The organism is Nocardioides secundeburneus, assembly GCF_039939255.1.
Taxonomy (GTDB): Bacteria; Actinomycetota; Actinomycetes; order Propionibacteriales; family Nocardioidaceae; genus Nocardioides.
Genome location: NZ_JBDUUE010000002.1, coordinates 625881 through 643565, shown reverse-complemented (window position 1 = coordinate 643565; position 17685 = coordinate 625881). Strand labels below are relative to the sequence as shown.

Annotated in this window: 16 protein-coding genes and 1 pseudogene; 7 read left to right on the top strand and 10 right to left on the bottom strand. The window is 72.3% G+C overall.

The window, feature by feature from the left end; translation table 11 throughout:
• Together ABFT23_RS22585 and ABFT23_RS08095 are read left to right on the top strand one after the other, a co-directional pair.
• Positions 1 to 116, top strand: a pseudogene (locus tag ABFT23_RS22585) (IS30 family transposase); the annotation flags it as partial.
• A gap of 73 nt (positions 117 to 189) precedes the next feature.
• On the top strand, positions 190 to 1431 hold the full coding sequence (locus tag ABFT23_RS08095; RefSeq protein WP_347894018.1) for an HNH endonuclease signature motif containing protein: 1242 nt from the start codon (positions 190 to 192) through the stop codon (positions 1429 to 1431).
• A gap of 56 nt (positions 1432 to 1487) precedes the next feature.
• Here ABFT23_RS08095 and pth read toward each other — a convergent pair whose 3' ends face one another.
• Both pth and ABFT23_RS08085 read right to left on the bottom strand, forming a co-directional pair.
• Positions 1488 to 2075, bottom strand: coding sequence for an aminoacyl-tRNA hydrolase (pth, locus tag ABFT23_RS08090; RefSeq protein WP_347894016.1), 588 nt, complete (start codon positions 2073 to 2075; stop codon positions 1488 to 1490).
• Positions 2076 to 2164: 89 nt separating this feature from the next.
• Positions 2165 to 2836 (bottom strand): 50S ribosomal protein L25/general stress protein Ctc, encoded by a 672-nt coding sequence (locus tag ABFT23_RS08085; RefSeq protein ID WP_347894015.1) that lies wholly within the window; start codon positions 2834 to 2836, stop codon positions 2165 to 2167.
• Positions 2837 to 3036: 200 nt separating this feature from the next.
• On the opposite strand from ABFT23_RS08085, the gene pepN reads away from it, so the two are divergent.
• On the top strand, positions 3037 to 5442 hold the full coding sequence (gene pepN, locus ABFT23_RS08080) for an aminopeptidase N (protein ID WP_347894013.1): 2406 nt from the start codon (positions 3037 to 3039) through the stop codon (positions 5440 to 5442).
• An 88-nt stretch (positions 5443 to 5530) separates the two neighbouring features.
• On the opposite strand, the gene ABFT23_RS08075 is transcribed toward pepN, so the two are convergent.
• On the bottom strand, positions 5531 to 6511 hold the full coding sequence (locus ABFT23_RS08075) for a ribose-phosphate diphosphokinase (protein WP_347894011.1): 981 nt from the start codon (positions 6509 to 6511) through the stop codon (positions 5531 to 5533).
• A gap of 11 nt (positions 6512 to 6522) precedes the next feature.
• A complete protein-coding gene (gene glmU / locus ABFT23_RS08070; RefSeq protein ID WP_347894009.1) occupies positions 6523 to 7995 on the bottom strand; it encodes a bifunctional UDP-N-acetylglucosamine diphosphorylase/glucosamine-1-phosphate N-acetyltransferase GlmU in 1473 nt (490 codons plus the stop codon).
• A gap of 71 nt (positions 7996 to 8066) precedes the next feature.
• On the opposite strand from glmU, the gene ABFT23_RS08065 reads away from it, so the two are divergent.
• Positions 8067 to 8849 carry an SGNH/GDSL hydrolase family protein gene (locus ABFT23_RS08065; protein ID WP_347894007.1) on the top strand — a complete coding sequence of 261 codons (783 nt, stop codon included), beginning with the start codon at positions 8067 to 8069 and terminating at the stop codon, positions 8847 to 8849.
• Here the strand turns inward: ABFT23_RS08065 and ABFT23_RS08060 are convergent.
• Positions 8833 to 9525, bottom strand: a complete 693-nt coding sequence (locus ABFT23_RS08060; RefSeq protein WP_347894005.1) for an SGNH/GDSL hydrolase family protein — start codon at positions 9523 to 9525, stop codon at positions 8833 to 8835. The genes ABFT23_RS08065 and ABFT23_RS08060 overlap by 17 nt on opposite strands.
• 177 nt (positions 9526 to 9702) lie before the next feature.
• Between ABFT23_RS08060 and ABFT23_RS08055 the strand changes: the two genes are divergently transcribed.
• Complete coding sequence (locus ABFT23_RS08055) at positions 9703 to 10698, top strand: sugar phosphate isomerase/epimerase family protein (RefSeq protein WP_347894003.1); 996 nt, start codon at positions 9703 to 9705, stop codon at positions 10696 to 10698.
• Positions 10699 to 10771: 73 nt separating this feature from the next.
• On the opposite strand, the gene hflX is transcribed toward ABFT23_RS08055, so the two are convergent.
• Complete coding sequence (hflX, locus tag ABFT23_RS08050; RefSeq protein ID WP_347894001.1) at positions 10772 to 12262, bottom strand: GTPase HflX; 1491 nt, start codon at positions 12260 to 12262, stop codon at positions 10772 to 10774.
• Positions 12263 to 12426: 164 nt separating this feature from the next.
• On the opposite strand from hflX, the gene ABFT23_RS08045 reads away from it, so the two are divergent.
• Positions 12427 to 12825 (top strand): hypothetical protein, encoded by a 399-nt coding sequence (locus ABFT23_RS08045; protein WP_347893999.1) that lies wholly within the window; start codon positions 12427 to 12429, stop codon positions 12823 to 12825.
• Between the two features lie 2 nt (positions 12826 to 12827).
• Positions 12828 to 13469 (top strand): vWA domain-containing protein, encoded by a 642-nt coding sequence (locus tag ABFT23_RS08040; RefSeq protein ID WP_347893997.1) that lies wholly within the window; start codon positions 12828 to 12830, stop codon positions 13467 to 13469.
• A 10-nt stretch (positions 13470 to 13479) separates the two neighbouring features.
• On the opposite strand, the gene ABFT23_RS08035 is transcribed toward ABFT23_RS08040, so the two are convergent.
• From ABFT23_RS08035 to ggt, 4 genes are read right to left on the bottom strand one after another with little or no spacing between them, the layout of a single operon-like run.
• A complete protein-coding gene (locus tag ABFT23_RS08035; protein WP_347893995.1) occupies positions 13480 to 14256 on the bottom strand; it encodes an SDR family NAD(P)-dependent oxidoreductase in 777 nt (258 codons plus the stop codon).
• 55 nt (positions 14257 to 14311) lie between these two features.
• On the bottom strand, positions 14312 to 15097 hold the full coding sequence (gene dapF / locus ABFT23_RS08030) for a diaminopimelate epimerase (protein ID WP_347893994.1): 786 nt from the start codon (positions 15095 to 15097) through the stop codon (positions 14312 to 14314).
• Entirely contained in the window at positions 15094 to 15723 is a 630-nt protein-coding gene (locus ABFT23_RS08025; protein ID WP_347893992.1) for a pyridoxamine 5'-phosphate oxidase family protein, read from the bottom strand. The genes dapF and ABFT23_RS08025 overlap by 4 nt, the downstream gene beginning before the upstream one ends.
• Positions 15724 to 15754: 31 nt before the next feature.
• On the bottom strand, positions 15755 to 17623 hold the full coding sequence (gene ggt, locus ABFT23_RS08020; protein ID WP_347893990.1) for a gamma-glutamyltransferase: 1869 nt from the start codon (positions 17621 to 17623) through the stop codon (positions 15755 to 15757).
• Positions 17624 to 17685 lie beyond the last annotated feature (62 nt).

The window sequence follows — 17685 nt, the reverse complement described above, 5'->3', positions numbered from 1 at the left end:
CCCAGACCGACTGCGACGACATCGCCCTCAGACTGAACACCAGGCCACGCAAGACCCTCGACTGGCAGACTCCGGCCAGGGTCCTCAACCAGAGGCTCGTTGCAGCAGCCGTTTGAGCCCGCCACCCGAGCCGCCAGATCGAAGTACCCGACTATCGAACATGCGTTCGAATGCGTGGTAGCATGGCCTATGGCCACCGCGACGAAGACCAGCAGCGATCCGCTGCTGCTTGCGGTGCGTGGCCGGCGTCTCGCCGAGGCCGACGCGCAGGTCGAGACGCTGAAGTCGGTCTTGGCGTGGGCTGAGCGGAACGAGGCCACCTCGGACGAGGTCGTCGTGTTGCTTCAGTCGGTCGAGCGGCCTTTGCACCTGGCCGGCCCGGGTGCGCCGGCGGTGCCGGAGTACGCCGCGCTCGACCTCGCCCTCTCGCTCGGGACGAGCACCGACGCCGGCCTGACCTACCTCGGCCGGTCGCTCGAGCTCGCCCACCGGCTCCCGAAGCTCTATATGCGGGTGGTGAAGCACGAGGTCCCGGTGTGGCGGGCGTTCAAGATCGCTGATGCGACCATGACCCTGTCCGAGACCGCCGCCTGGCACGTCGACCGGTTCATCGCGCCGGTGGCGGATCGGTGCTCGTTCGCTCAGCTCGACCGCACCGTCGACGCCGCCCGGGCCGAGCACGACCCCGACGATGCTGAGGCCCGACGGTTGGCGGCCTTGGAGGACCGGCGCGTCACCGTGTACCTCGCCGGTGCGACCACCGACGGCACCGTCGACGTCATCGCCACCCTCGACACCGCGGACGCGATCGACCTCGAACACGCCCTGCGCGACGGCGCCCAACAATTGGCTGACCTCGGCTCGACCGACCCCCTCGACGTCCGGCGCTCGCAGGCGTTGGGGGAGATGGCCCGCACCCAGCTCGCGCTCGACCTCGACGCCAGCGGCACCGGCCGTGGGGTCACGATCTACGCCCACCTCGACGCCGCCCACCCTGATCTGCCGGGTCTGCTCGACAACACCCAGACGCCGCTGCTGGTCGAGCAGGTCCGCGAGTGGTGTCAGGCGGCCCGCACGAAGGTCACGGTGAAGCCGGTGATCGACCTCGCCGAATCCGTCGAGACCTCCGCCTACCGACCCAGCGATGCGATCCGCGAACGCGTCACGCTGCGCGACCGGTGCTGCGTCTTCCCCGACTGCACCCGCCGCCGGGTCGACCTCGACCACGTCGTCGCGTGGGAGTCCGGTGGTATCACCGCGACCTGGAACCTCGCGCTGCTCTGCCGACGCCACCACCGCGCGAAGACCCACGGCCGGTGGGCCTACCGGATGCTCGAACCGGGCCTGTATGCCTGGACCAGCCCGACCGGCGTCGAGAAGACCGTCGACCGGCGTCCACCACCCGGCACCCGAGCCCGCCGACATCCCTGACCGCCCCACCAGCCCCGCGCACGACGTGAGCGGGGCTACCGGCACGCCCGGGCGGCTCAGGAGTTGAACTTCTGCTGCGTCTTCTCGAGACCGTCGACGATCAACGACTCGACGGCGTCGGCGGCGGTGTCGACCTGGAACGGCAGCTCCTTGCGCTCGACGCCCGAGTAGTTCGAGAGCACGAAGTCGGCGACGTCCTGGCGGCCCGGCGGGCGGCCGATGCCGGCGCGGACGCGGTAGAAGTCGCCGGTGCCGAACGACGAGCGCAGCGACTTGAGGCCGTTGTGGCCGTTGTCGCCGCCGCCGAGCTTGCACCGCAGGGTGCCGAAGTCGATGTCGAGCTCGTCGTGGATGGCGATGACCCGCGCGGGCGGCACCTTGTAGAAGGTGGTCAGCGCCTTGGTCGGGCCGCCGACCTCGTTCATGTACGACCGCGGCCGGGCCAGCACGATGCGCGGTCCGTCTGCGCCCGGGGGGCCGAGCCGCCCCTCGGCCACCTCGGCGCGCCCGGTCTTGTGGGCGCGTAGCGGGGTGCCGAGGCGGCGGGCCAGCTCGTCGACCACGAGGTAGCCGATGTTGTGGCGGTGCCCGGCGTACTTCTCGCCGGGGTTGCCGAGACCGACGACGAGCCACACCTCGGCCATGTCGCCGGTCTCCTCCTGGGTCTCGTGCCGCCCGTCCGATCGGACGGGCGAGATCAACCGGCCCAGGAACCACCTGAGCCGAGCGAGGATCACTCCTCGGTGGCCGGGGTCTCCTCGGACTCGGCCGCGTCGTCGCCGGCCTCGTCGTCGGACTCGTCGCGCTCGATGCCGGCCTCGGCCTCGGCCTCCTCCAGCTCGGCCTCGAGGGCCTCGGCGGAGATCTGCTCGGTGACGTTGACGACGAGGGTGTCGCCGTCGACCAGGAGCGTGGTGCCGGCGGGCAGCTGCAGCTCGGCGGCCGTGATCTGGGTGCCGGCGGTGAGGCCCTCGACGCTGACCTCGATCGACTCGGGGATGTTGGTGGCCTCGGCCTCGACCTGCACCGTGGCGTTGTCGGTGACGACGAGGGTCTCGGGCGCGGCGTCGCCGACGACGATGACCGGGACGTCGACGGTGACCTTCTCGCCCTTGCGGACGGCGACGAAGTCGATGTGCTCGATGACGCGGCGGATCGGGTCGACCTGGACCTGCTTGGTCAGGGCGAGCTGCGAGGAGCCGTCGATGTCGAGCTCGAGGAGCGCGTTGGCGCCACCGTGCTTGAGCGCCATCATCGTGGCGTGGCCCGGGAGGGTGACGTGGATGGGGTCGTTGCCGTGGCCGTAGACGACGGCGGGGATCTTGTCCTCGCGGCGGATGCGGCGGGCGGCGCCCTTGCCGAACTCGGTGCGGGTCTCGGCGGCGATCTTCTCGGTCTCGGACATGCTGGTCTCCTTGGTGTTCGTGGTCGGCGGGCCTCGGTCGGAAACAGTCCGAAGAGCACGAACGCCGCGCGACAGCGCGGCGTGAGGATCAGCCGGCCCTGTCGATCACGGAGCGTGGGGCTCCCTCGCCGAGGCAACCCCAGAACTCTACGGCGATCGAGGCCGCTTGGCCAAACCCGCCGGGTCCGTAGGGTGCTTGGGTGAGCCTCACCCTCGACGAAGCCCGCGTCCGCGCCGCCGCCGTCTCCGACGTCTCCTACGCCCTCGACCTCGACCTGACCGCGCCCGACCAGGGCCACTACGGCTGCCGGACGACGGTGCGTTTCACCTGCTCGGCCCCGACCACGTTCCTCGAGCTGACGGCGGCCACCGACCTCGTCGCCACGCTCGACGGCGTCCGGCTCGACGACGCGGCCTACGACGGACGGCGAATCACGCTGACCGGCCTCGGCGGCACCCACGAGGTCGTCGTCGACGCGCGCGTGCCCTACGTGACCGACGGCGACGGCATGCACACCTTCACCGACCCGGCCGACGGCGCGACCTACGTCGCGGCCTACGTGGGCATGGACGTCGCCCAGAAGGTCTTCGCCTGCTTCGACCAGAACGACCTCAAGGCGCCGGTCACCCTGGCCGTCACGGCCGACCCGTCGTCGTCGGTCATGGCCAACGGGCGGACCACCTCGCTCGGCGACGGCCGATGGCAGTTCGCCACCACCCTGCCCATCCCGCCGGCGATGTTCGTCGTCTGCGCGGGGCCGTGGCACACCCGCGCCTGGGAGCACGCCGGCCTGCCGTTCGCCTGGCACGCCCGGGCCTCGCTGGCCGCCGAGCTCGACCGCGACTTCGACGAGCTGCGTGCCACGACCGAGGCCTGCTTCGACCACTACGCCACCCTGTTCGACGAGCCCATGCCCTTCGACTCCTACGAGCAGGCGTTCGTGCCCGGCCAGAACTGGGGCGCGCTCGAGACGCCGGGCTGCGTCACCTACCGCGACGAGTACCTCCCCCGGGGCGCCCTCACCGACCGCCTGCGCGCAGGGCGGACGTCGGTGATCGCCCACGAGATGGCGCACATGTGGTTCGGCGACCTCGTGACGATGACGTGGTGGGAGGACACCTGGCTGCAGGAGAGCTTCGCCGACTACATGGGCGTCCGGGTGGCGAGCCACGTGCTCGGCCGCGACACGCTGCGGGTGCGGTTCGAGTCGGTCAACAAGCTCAACGCCTACCGCGCCGACGCCCGCCGCTCCACCCACCCGGTCGCCCCCGACGCCGACGACGTGCCCGACGTCGACGCGGCGGCCGGCAACTTCGACCAGATCTCCTACGCCAAGGGCAACTCCTGCCTCACCCAGCTCGTGACCTGGCTCGGCGACGAGACGTTCCTGGCCGGCGTCAACGCCTACCTGTCGCGCCACCGGCTCGGCAACGCCGTGCTCGCCGACTTCGTGCGCGCCCTCGACGACGCCTCCGACCGCGACGTCGTCGCGTGGGCCGAGGCGTGGCTGCGCACCACCGGCTTCGACACCGTCCGCGTCGAGCGCGACCGCGACGGCGTCCCGGTGCTGCACCGCGTCGGGTCGCGCCCGCACCGGTTCTGGGTGGCGACCTACGACGCCGACCTGCGCCCCGTCGGTGGCTCGATGGTCGACCTCGCCGACCGGCCCGTGCCCCTGCCGGAGGCCCGCGACCTCGTCGTCCTGCCCAACGCCCGCAGCGAGACCTACGCCCAGGTCTCGCTCGACCCGGTCTCGCTCGAGGCGTTCGGCCGGCGCCTGGGTGCGCTCGACGACCCCCTCGCCCGTGCCGTCGTGTGGGGCCACCTCCTCGACGCCGTCCGCACCCGCTCGCTGGACGCATCCGAGTTCCTGTCGATGCTCGCCCGGCTGCTCCCGGCCGAGACCGACCCGATGATCGTCACCGCGGTGCTCACCCGCACGCTCGGCGCCGTGGTGCCCGAGCGCCTCGCCGACCACGACGTCGAGCCCGCCTTCGAGGTGATCGCGGCGTCGTGCGACGACGCCCTCGGTGCGACGTCCGACGACGAGCTGCGGCTCGCCCTGGCCGAGGGTCTCGCTGCCACCACGCGCGACACCGCCCTGCTCGAGGGGTGGCTCGACGCCGACAGCGTCGACGGCACGCCGTGGCCGGCCGCGCTGCGCTGGCGGGTCGTCGCACGCCTCGCCGCTCTCGGCGGGGCCGACGCGACGTTCGTCGAGGCCGAACGCCGGCGCGACGGCACCGTCGACGGCGACCTCGGCGCCGCCCGGGCCCTCGCCGCGCGGCCGAGCCGCGAGGCCAAGGAGGCCGCCTGGGCCGCCGCCACCCGCCCCGACGTCGCCAACCGCCACTTCGAGGCCGTGCTCGCCGGCCTGTGGCAGCCCGAGCAGGCCCACCTGGTGCTGCCCTACGTCGACCGCTACGTCGCCGAGGCGCCCGCCCTCGCCGAGCGCGGCCAGGCCTTCGCCCAGACCGTCGGCAAGGCGTTCCCCGCCGTCCCGCTCGACCGCGACCGGCTCGACGCCGTCGCGGCCGCCCTCGCCGGCGTCACGAGCACCGTGCTGACCCGGCAGTGGCAGGACGCGCTCGACGACAGAGCGTGATGCCCCGGCCGGCCACGGTCGGCTCCTGAGCGAGCCGAGCGCCACGACGACGCCAGCTCGGCGCGGCTCGCGGAGCGAGCCGATTCAGCTACGCGTGACCGTCGAACATGCTGGTGACCGAGCCGTCCTCGAACACCTCGCGGATGGCGCGGGCGACCAGCGGGGCGATGGAGAGCACGGTGAGCTTGTCGAACTCGCGGTCGGGAGAGATCGGCAGGGTGTTGGTGACGATGACCTCGACGGCCGAGGAGTTCTTCAGCCGGTCGATGGCCGGACCGCTCAGGATCGGGTGGGTCGCGGCGATGACGACGCCGGCCGCGCCCTCGGCCACGAGAGCCTCGGCGGCCTTCACGATGGTGCCACCGGTGTCGATCATGTCGTCGGTGAGCACGCACAGCCGGCCCTCGACCTCGCCGACGACGCGGTTCGCCACGGTCTCGTTGGGGCGGTCGGTGCGGCGGGTCTTGTGGATGAAGGCCAGCGGGGCGCCGTCGAGGCGGGCCGACCAGCGCTCGGCGACCTTGATCCGGCCGGCGTCGGGCGAGACGATCGCGAGCTGCTGGTCGCCGTACTTGGTCTTGATGTAGTCGGTGAGCAGCGGCAGGGCCATGAGGTGGTCGACGGGACCGTCGAAGAACCCCTGCAGCTGGTCGGCGTGCATGTCGACGGTGATGATCCGGTCGGCGCCGGCGGTCTTGAACATGTCGGCGATGAGGCGGGCCGAGATCGGCTCGCGACCGCGGTGCTTCTTGTCCTGTCGGCTGTAGCCCCAGAACGGCATGACCACCGTGATGCGCTTGGCCGAGGCGCGCTTGAGCGCGTCGACCATGATCAGGTGCTCCATGACCCACTCGTTGATCGGCGCGGTGTGGCTCTGGATGACGAACGCGTCGCAGCCGCGCACCGACTCCTCGTAGCGCACGTAGATCTCGCCGTTGGCGAACTCGTAGGCCGACGTCGGCACGAGCGGGGTGCCGAGCAGCTCGGAGACTTCGTCGGCGAGCCCGGGGTGGGCCCGGCCGCTGAAGACCATGAGGTTCTTCTCGGTGGTCTTCTGGATGCCGGTCACGTGGTGCTCCCTCAGCTGGGCTGGTCGTCCGGGCCTGGTTCGTGCGGCCCTGATTGTGCCACCGCCTCGGCGGCGGCCCGAGCCTGGTCGGTGCCTGGACGTCGACGCTCGGCCCAGCCCTCGATGGTGCGCTGCGGGCCGGCGCTCACGGCGAGCGCCCCCGGCGGCACGTCGTCGCGCACGACGGTGCCGCCGCCGGTGCCGGCGCCGTCACCGACGGTGACCGGGGCGACGAACGTGTTGTTCGAGCCCGTCCTGGCGTGCCGGCCGATGACCGTGCGGTGCTTGGCGACGCCGTCGTAGTTGGCCACGATCGTGCCGGCGCCGATGTTGGTGCCCTCGCCGATGTCGGCGTCGCCGACGTAGGACAGGTGCGGCACCTTGGCGCCGTCGCCGATGACGGAGTTCTTGGTCTCGACGAACGCGCCGACCTTGCCGCGCGCGCCGACCTGGCTGTTCGGCCGCAGGTAGGAGAACGGCCCGACGGTGGCCTCGGAGCCGATGACGGCGAGCTCGGCGTGGGTGCGCACCACGCGGGCGCCGACGCCGATCTCGCAGTGCTGCAGGGTGGTGTCGGGGCCGATGACGGCGTCCTCGGCGACGACCGTGCTGCCGAGCAGCTGGGTGCCGGGCAGGATCGTGACGTCCTCGGCGAGCACGACGTCGGCGTCGATCCAGGTGGTCGCGGGGTCCATCACGGTGACGCCGTCGCGCATCCAGCGCTCGACGATGCGCCGGTTCATCTCCGCGCCCATGCGGGCCAGCTGGGCGCGGTCGTTGACCCCCTCGGTCTGCTTGACGTCGTCGATGGGGTGCGCGCTCACCGTGAGCCCGTCGCCGCGGGCGATGCCGATGGCGTCGGTGAGGTAGTACTCGCCCTTGGCGTTGTCGTTGCCGATGCGCGGCAGGGCGTCGGCGAGGAAGGCGGCGTCGAAGGCGAGGATGCCGGAGTTGATCTCGTGCACCTCGCGCTGCTCGGCGGTGGCGTCCTTCTCCTCCACGATCGCGAGCACGTCGCCCTCGTCGTTGCGCAGCACGCGGCCGAGGCCGAACGGGTCGTCGACCACGCCGCTGAGGATGCTGACCGCGGCCTGCGAGGCGAGGTGCTCGGCCACGAACGCGGTGAGGCTCTCGCCGGTGAGCAGGGGCGTGTCGCCCGTGGCGACGACGACGGTGCCGGTGGCGGGCGCCTCGTCGGCGACCAGCGACTCCATCGCCACCCGGACGGCGTGGCCGGTGCCGAGCTGCTCCTCCTGGACGGCGAGCACCGCGTCGGCGACGAGGCTGTGGATGTGCGCGCCGACCTGCTCGCGCTGGTGCCCGACGACGGCGACGATGCGGCGCGGCTCGGTGGCCTGCGCAGCGCGCAGCACGTGGCCGATCATGCTCCGACCGCCGACCTGGTGCAGCACCTTCATCGTCTTCGACTTCATGCGGGTGCCACCACCGGCGGCGAGGACGATGACGGTCAGGTCCTGGGGCACCGGGACACTGTAGGCCCGACGGCGACGAGCAGGACATCCCGGCCGGGGTCGGCGCGAGTAGCGTGACCACCGTGACGCAGGGGGCCTCGTACCGGCGGTTCGTCGCGCTGGGCGACAGCCAGACCGAGGGCCTCGACGACCTGCGCGCCGACGGTTCGCCGCGCGGCTGGGCCGACCGGCTGGCCGAGCAGCTGGCCGCGACGACGAGCCCCGGGCTGCGCTACGCGAACCTCGCGGTGCGCGGCTGCCGGGCCCGGCACGTGCACGACGTCCAGCTGCCGCGCGCCCTCGACCTGGCCCCGGACCTGGCCTCGGTCGCGGTCGGCATGAACGACCTGCTGCGCCACGACTACGACCTCGACGCCACGATCGAGGCCATCGAGTCGACCGTCGTCGCGCTGCGCGAGGCGGGGGCGCACGTGGTCTCGATGACCAGCCCGGACGTCGCCAAGATGCTGCCGGTCATGGGGTGGCTCGCCGGACGGCAGCGCGCGTTCCACGACCGGCTGCGCGAGGTGCACCGGCGCCACGGCGTCCCCACGCTCGAGCTGGCCGGACTTCCGATGGGCGCCGCGCGCGAGCTGTGGGCCGCCGACCGCATCCACGGCTCGCCCGAGGGTCACCGCCGGGTCGCCGCGGGCATGGCCCGCCTGCTCGACCTGCCCGGCAGCGACGACTCGTGGTCCGAGGTCGGGCCGACCCGGCTGCGACCGGTGCGGCTGGTCGCCGGCGAGGCGCGGTGGGCGGCCACGTTCCTCGGGCCGTGGCTGGCCGGCCAGGTGCGGCGCCGTCCGCCCGGCTCGGAGCCGGTGTGCAAGCGCCCCGACCTGGTGGAGGTCACGGTCGAGCGTTGATGTGCTGGGCGACCAGGTCGCCGAACTCGCGGTGGCCCTCGGGCGTGAGGTGGAGACGGTCGTCGAGGTAGTCGAGGTCGGCGTCGGCCATCGACAGGTAGTCCACCCCGAAGCCGACCGACATGCGCTTCAGGACGGCGTCGACGCGCGGCACCTCCGCGGCCCGCGACGGCGCCGGCGGCGGGCCGACGACAAGCACCCGGTACCCGACCAGGCCGCGCAGGAGGGCCTCGTAGCCCCGGGCGATCTCGGCGTCGCTGCGCCGGTGGTCGTTGAGCCCGCCCTGCACGACGACCAGTGCGTCGTCGTGGCCCGCGAGGGCCTGGGCGGCGCGGCCGGCGTAGGAGACCCCCGCGCCGCAGGGGCTGGCGTCAGCGCTGAAGCCCGAGCCCGAGAAGCCGTCGACGTGCACGCGACCGGGCAACCGGGTGGGCCACGACTGCAGCGGCTCGACCTCCAGCCCGACCGAGTAGGAGTCGCCGATCACCACGACCGGGGCTCCGTGGCCGGTGTCGAGCGCCCGCCGCTCGGCGGCCGCCTCGGCCCGGCTCTCGCAGGTCACCGCCGAGCTGCCGCTGGCACGGGATACGACGACCGCCGTCGACACGGTCGCGACGACGAGGGCCAGCACGACGGGCAGGAGCCGTCGCGCGCGGAGCAGGATCCCGAGGGGCACGGCGTCCAGTCTGCGGGTCGGCCCCGGCACGGCGCAGCCGATCGGGGTAGCGCGCCACTGCTACTTCCGTACACCTGTCGGAAATCTTTTGCCGGACCCTCGACAGAACTGGTGACCGCTGCCACAGTGAGTCCGACCCCATCTCCGGGTCGATCCGCAGACGACAGGAGTTCCACCATGTGTTTCGGGTTCGATGGCGACGGCGCCCTCCAGCGTTCTGCCGAGGAGCGCGGCCACTCGCGCCGTCACGTCCTGCGCGGCACCGCGGCCGCCGGAGCCGGCGCGATCGGGCTGACGGCGCTCGCCGGCGCAGCACCGTCCTTCGCCACCGGCAAGGGCAAGGACAAGGGCAAGGGCCCGGGTCACGGCCACGGTCACGGTCACGGTCGGCAGCGTGAGGTCCCGCAGGAGCTCATCAGCATCCAGCTCTACACGCTGCGCGCCGCGATGGGCACCCGCGAGGGCTTCGACCTCGTCATCCGGCGCCTCGCGCAGTACGGCTACAACCGCGTCGAGCTGGCCGGCTTCGGCACCCGCACGGCCTCCGAGCTGCACGAGTTCCTCGACGGCTTCGACATCGCGTCGAGCTCGAGCCACGACGGCATCAGTGCCACCCCGGCCGCCCTGCAGACCAAGCTGCGCAACGCCGCGATCCTGCGCCAGAAGTACATCAACGTGCCCTACCTGGCCTCGTCCAGCCTGTCGCAGTGGCAGCAGTGGGCCGACCAGATGAACAACGAGGCCCAGCAGGCCAAGCGCTACGGCATCGCCTACGGCTACCACAACCACGCCCACGAGTTCACGACCGACCTCGGTGGCGGCACGACCCCGTGGGACGTGCTCACCTCGCGCCTCGACAAGAAGCTCGTGCACCTCGAGGTCGACCTCTACTGGGCCTACACCGCGGGCGTGCAGACCGGCTCCGGCGACCCCGACCAGTTCGCGATCGACGTCGTCCGCGACGCCCCGCAGAAGGTGCGTCAGTACCACGTCAAGGACCGCGACGCCTCAACCGGCGACATGTCCGACCTTGGCACCGGTGTCGTCGACTTCGCCCGCATCTTCGCCAAGCACCAGGTGGAGGAGTACATCGTCGAGAACGACACCCCCGACGTCACGCCCCTCACCTCGGCCGCCGTCGGCCGCTGCTACCTCGACCACCTGACCTTCTAGGTCTTCCGGTCACCAGGTCACCCGCTGGCCCGTCGTCCTCGGACGGCGGGCCAGCGGCGTTGTCGGAGCCGACTCAGACGGTGTAGGGATCGAGCTCGCCCGCGAGGTCGGGGTTGGCCCGGCCCTTGACGATCGTGCCGTCGGCGGTGTGGTCGAGCGAGTCGATCTCGCCCTGCTGGTGCAGGCGGTTGAGCAGGTCGCCGCGCTCGTAGGGCAGCAGGGCCTCGAACTCGACGCCGGGGCGCGGCAGCTCGCTCTCGACGCGGGCCAGCGCCTCCTTGATGCCGGCGCCCGTGCGGGCCGAGACGACCACCGAGTGCGGCTCGTGCCGACGCAGGCGGTCGAGCACGATCGGGTCGGCGGCGTCGGCCTTGTTGATCACGATGAGCTCGGGCACGTCGGCGGCGTCGACGTCGGCGAGCACCGCACGCACGGCCGAGATCTGGCCCTCGGGATCGGGGTGCGAGCCGTCGACGACGTGCAGGATCAGGTCGGCGTCGGCGACCTCCTCGAGCGTCGAGCGGAAAGCCTCGACGATCTGGTGCGGCAGGTGCCGCACGAACCCGACCGTGTCGCTCATCGTGTAGATGCGCCCGTCGGCGGTGGTCGTGCGCCGGGTGGTCGGGTCGAGGGTCGCGAACAGCGAGTCCTCCACGAGCACGCCGGCGTCGGTGAGCCGGTTGAGCAGCGACGACTTGCCGGCGTTGGTGTAGCCCGCGATGGCGACCGACGGGATGTGGTGCCGCTTGCGGTCGGTGCGCTTGGTGTCGCGGGTGACCTTCATCTGCTTGAGCTCGCGACGCAGCTTGGCGATCTTGTCGTTGATGCGCCGCCGGTCGGTCTCGATCTTCGTCTCACCGGGGCCACGACCGCCGATGCCGCCGCCGTCGGCGCCGACCCGGCCACCGGCCTGGCGCGACAGGTTGCCACCCCAGCCACGCAGGCGCTGCTTCATGTACTGCAGCTGGGCCAGCTCGACCTGCGCCTGCCCCTCCTTCGACTTCGCGTGCTGGGCGAAGATGTCGAGGATCAGCGCGGTGCGGTCGACGACCTTGACCTTGGTGCGGTCCTCCAGGTTGCGCAGCTGGCTCGGGGCGAGCTCGCCGTCGCAGATCACCGTGTCGGCGCCGGTCGCGGCGACGATCTCGGCCAGCCCCTCGACCTTGCCGCGGCCGATGTAGGTGGCCGGGTCGGGCGTCTGACGACGCTGGTAGATCGCCTCGAGCACCTCGGAGCCGGCGGTCTCGGCGAGCAGCGCGAGCTCGGCCATCGAGTTCTCGGCGTCCTGCACGGTGCCGTCGGTCCACACGCCCACGAGCACGACGCGCTCGAGCCGCAGCTGGCGGTACTCGACCTCGGTGATGTCCTCGAGCTCGGTGCGCAGCCCGGCCACCCGGCGCAGCTGGTGCCGCTCGGCGAGGTCCATCGCGCCCGTGGTGGGGTCGACGGCCTCCGGGTCGGGCTCGTCGGCGTAGCCGGACTCGAAGTCGTCGGTCTCGGGCCAGTCGTCGGTCTCCTCGAGCTCGGCGTCGAGGTTGAAGTCACGGGCTTGTGCGTTCGTCATATGCCTCCAGGTTAGTTCTGGGGCAACGCCCTGACGAGCCGCTTTCATCCGCGCCCTGCTGGTGGAGCTCATCGTTCCTGTCTACCCGACGCCACCGACAACCGCAGATGATGCGAGGCCGCACTAGTTGCGTATCCGCAGTTTATGCGGCTACGGTCGACGACATGCCGATCGACCCCGCCCTCGTCCAGGCCCTCCGCGACGCCCTGGCGGCCGCCGAGCAGCTCGAGGCCGACGAGGCTCTCCCCCACCTGCGAGCGGCGGCCGACACCCTGGCCGAGCTGATCGACGAGTCGATGGCCGAGGCCGTCGTCCATCGGCGCGCGTCGCTCCGCGGCGCCGGCGCCAAGGCAGGGCTGTCCGAGAACGCGGTCGGCCCCCGCCTGGCGCGCACCGCGGCGCTCGCTCCCTACGCCAACGCCGACGGCCGCGTCACCGCGGCGGCCGTCGAACGGGCCCGTTACGACGCCGAGACCGGCGCCCCTCCCCCGGCTCCCGCAGCCCCTGCCGCCGCCCCGATGCGCTTCAAGGCCCGTCGGCCCACCCCACCGAAGGGATCATGACCATGACCGACCAGACCCTGACCCACCTGTACTTCCTGCTCGACCGCTCCGGCTCGATGCAGTCGATCAAGTCCGACATCGAGGGCGGCTTCGCCGCGTTCGTCGACGAGCAGCGCGCCGCCCCCGGGGCCTGCAAGGTCACGCTCGCGCAGTTCGACGACCGCTACGACGTCGTCTACCGCGACGTCGACGTCGCCGACGTGCCCGCGCTCGACCTGCAGCCGCGCAGCCGCACCGCGCTCCACGACGCCATGGGCCGCCTCGTCACCGAGGCCGGCGAGTACCTCGCCGCCCTGCCCGAGGAGCGTCGTCCGGGCACCGTGATCGTGGCGGTCATGACCGACGGCCACGAGAACGCCAGCCGCGAGTGGCACGGCCCGGCGGTCAAGGCCCTCGTCGAGCAGCAGACCACCCAGTGGGGCTGGCAGTTCATGTACCTGGGCGCCGACCAGGACGCCGTCGAGGTCGGCCGGTCGCTGGGCGTGCCCGAGGCCCAGTCGATGACCTACGCCCGCGGCAAGGGACGCGAGGCGATGGGCAAGAACAGCGAGAAGATCCGCCAGATGCGCGCCGCCCGCATGACCGACGCCGGCGCGCCGATGCCGGCCTACACGCCCCAGGAGCGCCAGGACCTCGCCGACTGAGGTCGCGGCGTCACTTGGGAGGCATCCGGATGCCGCCGTCGAGCCGCACCGTCTCGCCGTTCATGTAGGAGTTGGTGAGGCACTCGATCACCATCGAGGCGAGCTCGGCGCCGGTGCCGAGGCGTCGCGGGAACAGCACGCTCTCGCCGAGCTTGGCCTTGAACGCCTCGGACTCGGGGCCCTCCCCGTAGATCGGGGTGTCGATGAGGCCGGGGGCGACGGTGTTGAGGCGGATGCCCGAGGCCGCGAGGTCGCGCGCGACGGGCAGCGTCATGCCGACCACGCCACCTTTCGACGCCGAGTACGACGCCTGGCCGATCTGGCCGTCGAAGGCGGCGACCGAGGCGAGGTTGACGATCGCACCGCGGCAGCCGTCGTCGTCGGGTTCGTTGAGGCTCATCGCGGTGGCGGCCTGGCGGACCATGTCGAAGGTGCCGATGAGGTTGATCGCGATGACCTTGGTGAACGCCTCGAGCGAGTGGGCCGACTCGACGGTGCCGTCGCGACCGATCGTGCGCTGCGCCCAGCCGATGCCGGCCGAGTTGACGACGGCGCGCAGCGGCGCGATGTCGGCGGCGGCCTTGACGGCGGCGCCGATCTGCTCGGTGTTCGTCACGTCGACGTGGGCGAAGACGCCCTTCACCTCCTCGGCGAGCACCTCGCCCTTCTCGGCCTGGAGGTCGGCGATGACGACGGTGACGCCGAGGTCGGCGAGCTGGCGGACGGCCGCGGCGCCGATGCCCGACGCGCCGCCGGTGACGATGGCAGAAGATCCCTTGAGGTCCATGCCCGGCAGCATAGCGACCGTGACACCAACGATGTCATGGTCAGCAGGGACGGGCTCAGAGCGCCGTCGTCCCGCTCGCCACGACGACGGCGGGACCGGTCATGAGCACGCGGCCGTCGGCGGTGCGGGTGATCGAGACCGTGCCGCCGGGCTGGTCGACCCGCACGGTGGCCTCCCCGGTGGCGGGCATCGCGGTCAGCGCGACCGCGCAGGCGCCGGTGCCGCAGGCCTGGGTCTCGCCCGACCCGCGCTCGTGCACGCGCATCGCGACGTGGTCGGGCCCGCGCCGAACGACGAACTCCACGTTGACGCCGTGGGGGTAGACCGTCTCGTCGTGCCGCGGCGGCTCGAGCAGCGCACCGGCCTCGGCGAGGTCGTCGACGTAGGCGACCGCGTGCGGGTTGCCGACGTCGACGCGGGCGGCGCTCCAGGTGCGCTCACCGACCGATACCTCGGTCTCGCCCACGATGGTCGCCGTGCCCATGTCGACGGCAACCTGGTCGCCGACGAAGGTGATCGCCTTGACGCCGGCGCGGGTGTCGACCTCGACGGTGTCGTCGACGTCGACGAGACCCTCGTCGGCGAGGTAGCGGGCGAAGACGCGGATGCCGTTGCCGCACATCTCGGCGATCGAGCCGTCGGCGTTGCGGTAGTCCATGAACCAGCGCCCGTCACGCCGCACGACACGCAGCACGCCGTCGCCGCCGATGCCGCCGCGCCGGTCGCACAGGGCCCGCACGCGGTCGTCGTCGAGGTCGCCGTGCACCGAGCCGTCGAGGTCCGGCAGGATCACGAAGTCGTTGCGGGTGCCGTGGCCCTTGAGGAACGGGTAGGCGCTCACGCGTAGAGACCCTGCGCGTAGTTCTCCGGTCGGTAGTAGTCGTCGAGCTCGTCGAGGGTGTGACCGTCGGGCTCGACCGCCTGGGCGATCGCGGCACGGCGGGGCACGACGCCCTCGGGGTCCCAGGTCTCGGGCTGCCACAGGCCCGAGCGCAGGAACGCCTTGGCGCAGTGGAAGAAGACGTCCTCGATCTCGACCACCACGGCGAGCAGCGGGCGGTGGCCCTTGACGACCATCTCGTCGAAGAAGGGCGCGTCCGAGACGAGCCGGGCGCGGCCGTTGACCCGCAGGGTGTCGCCGCGGCCGGGGATGAGGAAGGTCAGGCCGATGTGGGGGTTGGCCAGGATGTTGCGGTAGCCGTCGGCGCGCCGGTTGCCCGGACGCTCGGCGATCGCGATCGTCGTGTCGTCGACGACGTGCACGAGGTCGCCGGCCGGGTCGCCCTTGGGCGAGGCGTCGCAACGGCCGTCGGCGTCGGCGGTCGCCATCACGCAGAACGGCGAGGCCGCGAGCCACTGCCGGTCGACGTCGAGCAGCGCGGGCCGGCCCTTGTCGCGCGCCCGCGGCACGGGCAGGCCGACGATCTCGACGAGCGTGTCGACGTCGGCGATCTCGGTCCAGGTCACGCGACCACGGTACGCCGCCGGCGGCAGCGGCTCAGCGGGGCGTGACCACGCGCGCCGAGCCGCCGCCGCGCCGCTTCGGTTCGGCGACCACCGTGAGGCGCCCGCGCGGACCGATCTCGATGCCGGTGAAGGCCCCGATCTCGGCCGCGCTCGTGAAGGAGTCGCCCGACGGCACGAGGTCGTGGCCGTAGGCCGAGAGCGCGGCGTCGTAGCGCTCGAGGAAGGCCGGTTCGGCCGACACCGTGGCGGTGTTGCGCTGGGTGGCGCGCGGTGCGGCGACCGAGGCCGGCAGCGACATGCCCCGGTCGAGCCGGTTGAGCAGCACCTGCAGCACCGTGGTGATGATCGTCGAACCGCCCGGCGAGCCCACCGCGAGGAACGGCTTGCCGTTCGGCCGCAGCACGATCGTCGGCGACATCGAGCTGCGGGGGCGCTTGCCGGGCTGCAGCCGGTTGCGGTCGGCGGGGTCGTAGACCAGGCTGAAGTCGGTGAGCTCGTTGTTGAGCAGGAACCCACGGCCCGGGACGACGATGCCGGACCCACCGGTCTGCTCGATGGTCAACGTGTAGGACACGACGTTGCCCCACCGGTCGGCGGTGGTGAGGTGCGTGGTCGAGATGTTCTCGTTGTCCTCGTCGTCGGTGGCCCGCGTGGACGGCGTGGCGCAGCGGCCGTCGAAGCGGCGCACGTTGCCGGCCGGCACGGGCTTGGTCGCGGCCGTGTCGGGGTCGAGCCCGCAGGCCCGCTCGTCGGCGTACTTCTGCGACAGCAGCGTGTTGACCGGCACCTTCACCTTCGAGGAGTCGCCGACGTAGGCGGCCCGGTCGGCGAAGGCGAGTGCGCTGGCCTCGAGGTAGCGGTGCAGGTAGGCGGGGTTCGACAGGCGCCGGAGGTTGCTCTTCTCGAGGATGTTGAGCGCCTCGCCCACGGTGGTGCCGCCGCTGGACGACGGTGCCATGCCGAGCACGGTCATGCCGCGGTAGCGGGTGCGTGTGGGCGCCTGCACCTTCGCGCGGTAGCGACGGAAGTCGACCGGACGCAGGTAGCCGCGCGGCACGGGCAGGTCGGTACCGGGCGCGACCGGTGGCGTGCGCACCGTCTTGGAGATCTGGCGCGGCAGCGCGCCCCGGTAGAACAGCTGCGGGTCACGCCCGAGCTTGCGGTAGGTGCGCGCGAGATCGGGGTTCTTGAACCGCGACCCGACCCGCGGCAGCGCACCGCCCTCGAGGAACAGCTTGCGGGTGGAGGTGAACGCCCGGAAGCGCTCGACGTTGTCCTGGGTCTGCGAGCGGAACGTCGGGTCGACCACGAAGCCGCGCTCGGCCAGGCGCGCGCTCGGCTCGAGCATGCGGGCCAGCGGCCGGGTGCCCCACCGGCGCAGCGCCGTGCGCCACGTGGCCGGCGTGCCCGGCACGCCGACCGACACGCCGCTCGTCACGAGGTCGGGGGTGAACTCGTAGGGCTCACCGGTGGCCGGGTCGACGAAGGCGTTGCGCGGGATCGCGCTGGGCGCCGTCTCGCGGCCGTCGATGGTGTGGGTGCGCCCGGTGCGGCCGTCGTGGAAGACGAAGTAGCCGCCGCCGCCGACACCCGCGCTGTAGGGCTCGGTGACCCCGAGCGCCGCGGCGGTGGCCACCGCCGCGTCGACGGCGTTGCCGCCGCGGCGCAGGACGTTCAGACCGATGCGCGTGGCGTCGGGGTCGACCGACGTGACACCGCCGCCGCGACCGATCGCGGTGGCCCGCTTCGGCAGCTGCGGCGCCTTGGCCACGGTGGACGCGGTGGTCGTCGGGGTGTCGGTGGGCGCCGCGCCGGGGGTGGCGGGTGCCGGCGGCGGGGCGGTGACGACCAACGTGGTAGCGAGCGAGGTGCCGAGGACGGCGACGAGGGTGCGACGCATGGTGATCCTCCCGAGATCGAGGGCGTCCCCGCACCTTGCCACACCCCACCGACAGCTCGCCT

Coding starts and splice junctions, on each gene's coding strand:
- ABFT23_RS08035 (WP_347893995.1), bottom strand. CDS start 14,256: ATGGACCTCAAGGGATCTTCTGCCATCGTCACCGGCGGCGCGTCGGGC.
- ABFT23_RS08055 (WP_347894003.1), top strand. CDS start 9,703: ATGTGTTTCGGGTTCGATGGCGACGGCGCCCTCCAGCGTTCTGCCGAG.
- ggt (WP_347893990.1), bottom strand. CDS start 17,623: ATGCGTCGCACCCTCGTCGCCGTCCTCGGCACCTCGCTCGCTACCACG.
- hflX (WP_347894001.1), bottom strand. CDS start 12,262: ATGACGAACGCACAAGCCCGTGACTTCAACCTCGACGCCGAGCTCGAG.
- ABFT23_RS08045 (WP_347893999.1), top strand. CDS start 12,427: ATGCCGATCGACCCCGCCCTCGTCCAGGCCCTCCGCGACGCCCTGGCG.
- ABFT23_RS08040 (WP_347893997.1), top strand. CDS start 12,828: ATGACCGACCAGACCCTGACCCACCTGTACTTCCTGCTCGACCGCTCC.
- ABFT23_RS08095 (WP_347894018.1), top strand. CDS start 190: ATGGCCACCGCGACGAAGACCAGCAGCGATCCGCTGCTGCTTGCGGTG.
- pth (WP_347894016.1), bottom strand. CDS start 2,075: ATGGCCGAGGTGTGGCTCGTCGTCGGTCTCGGCAACCCCGGCGAGAAG.
- ABFT23_RS08085 (WP_347894015.1), bottom strand. CDS start 2,836: ATGTCCGAGACCGAGAAGATCGCCGCCGAGACCCGCACCGAGTTCGGC.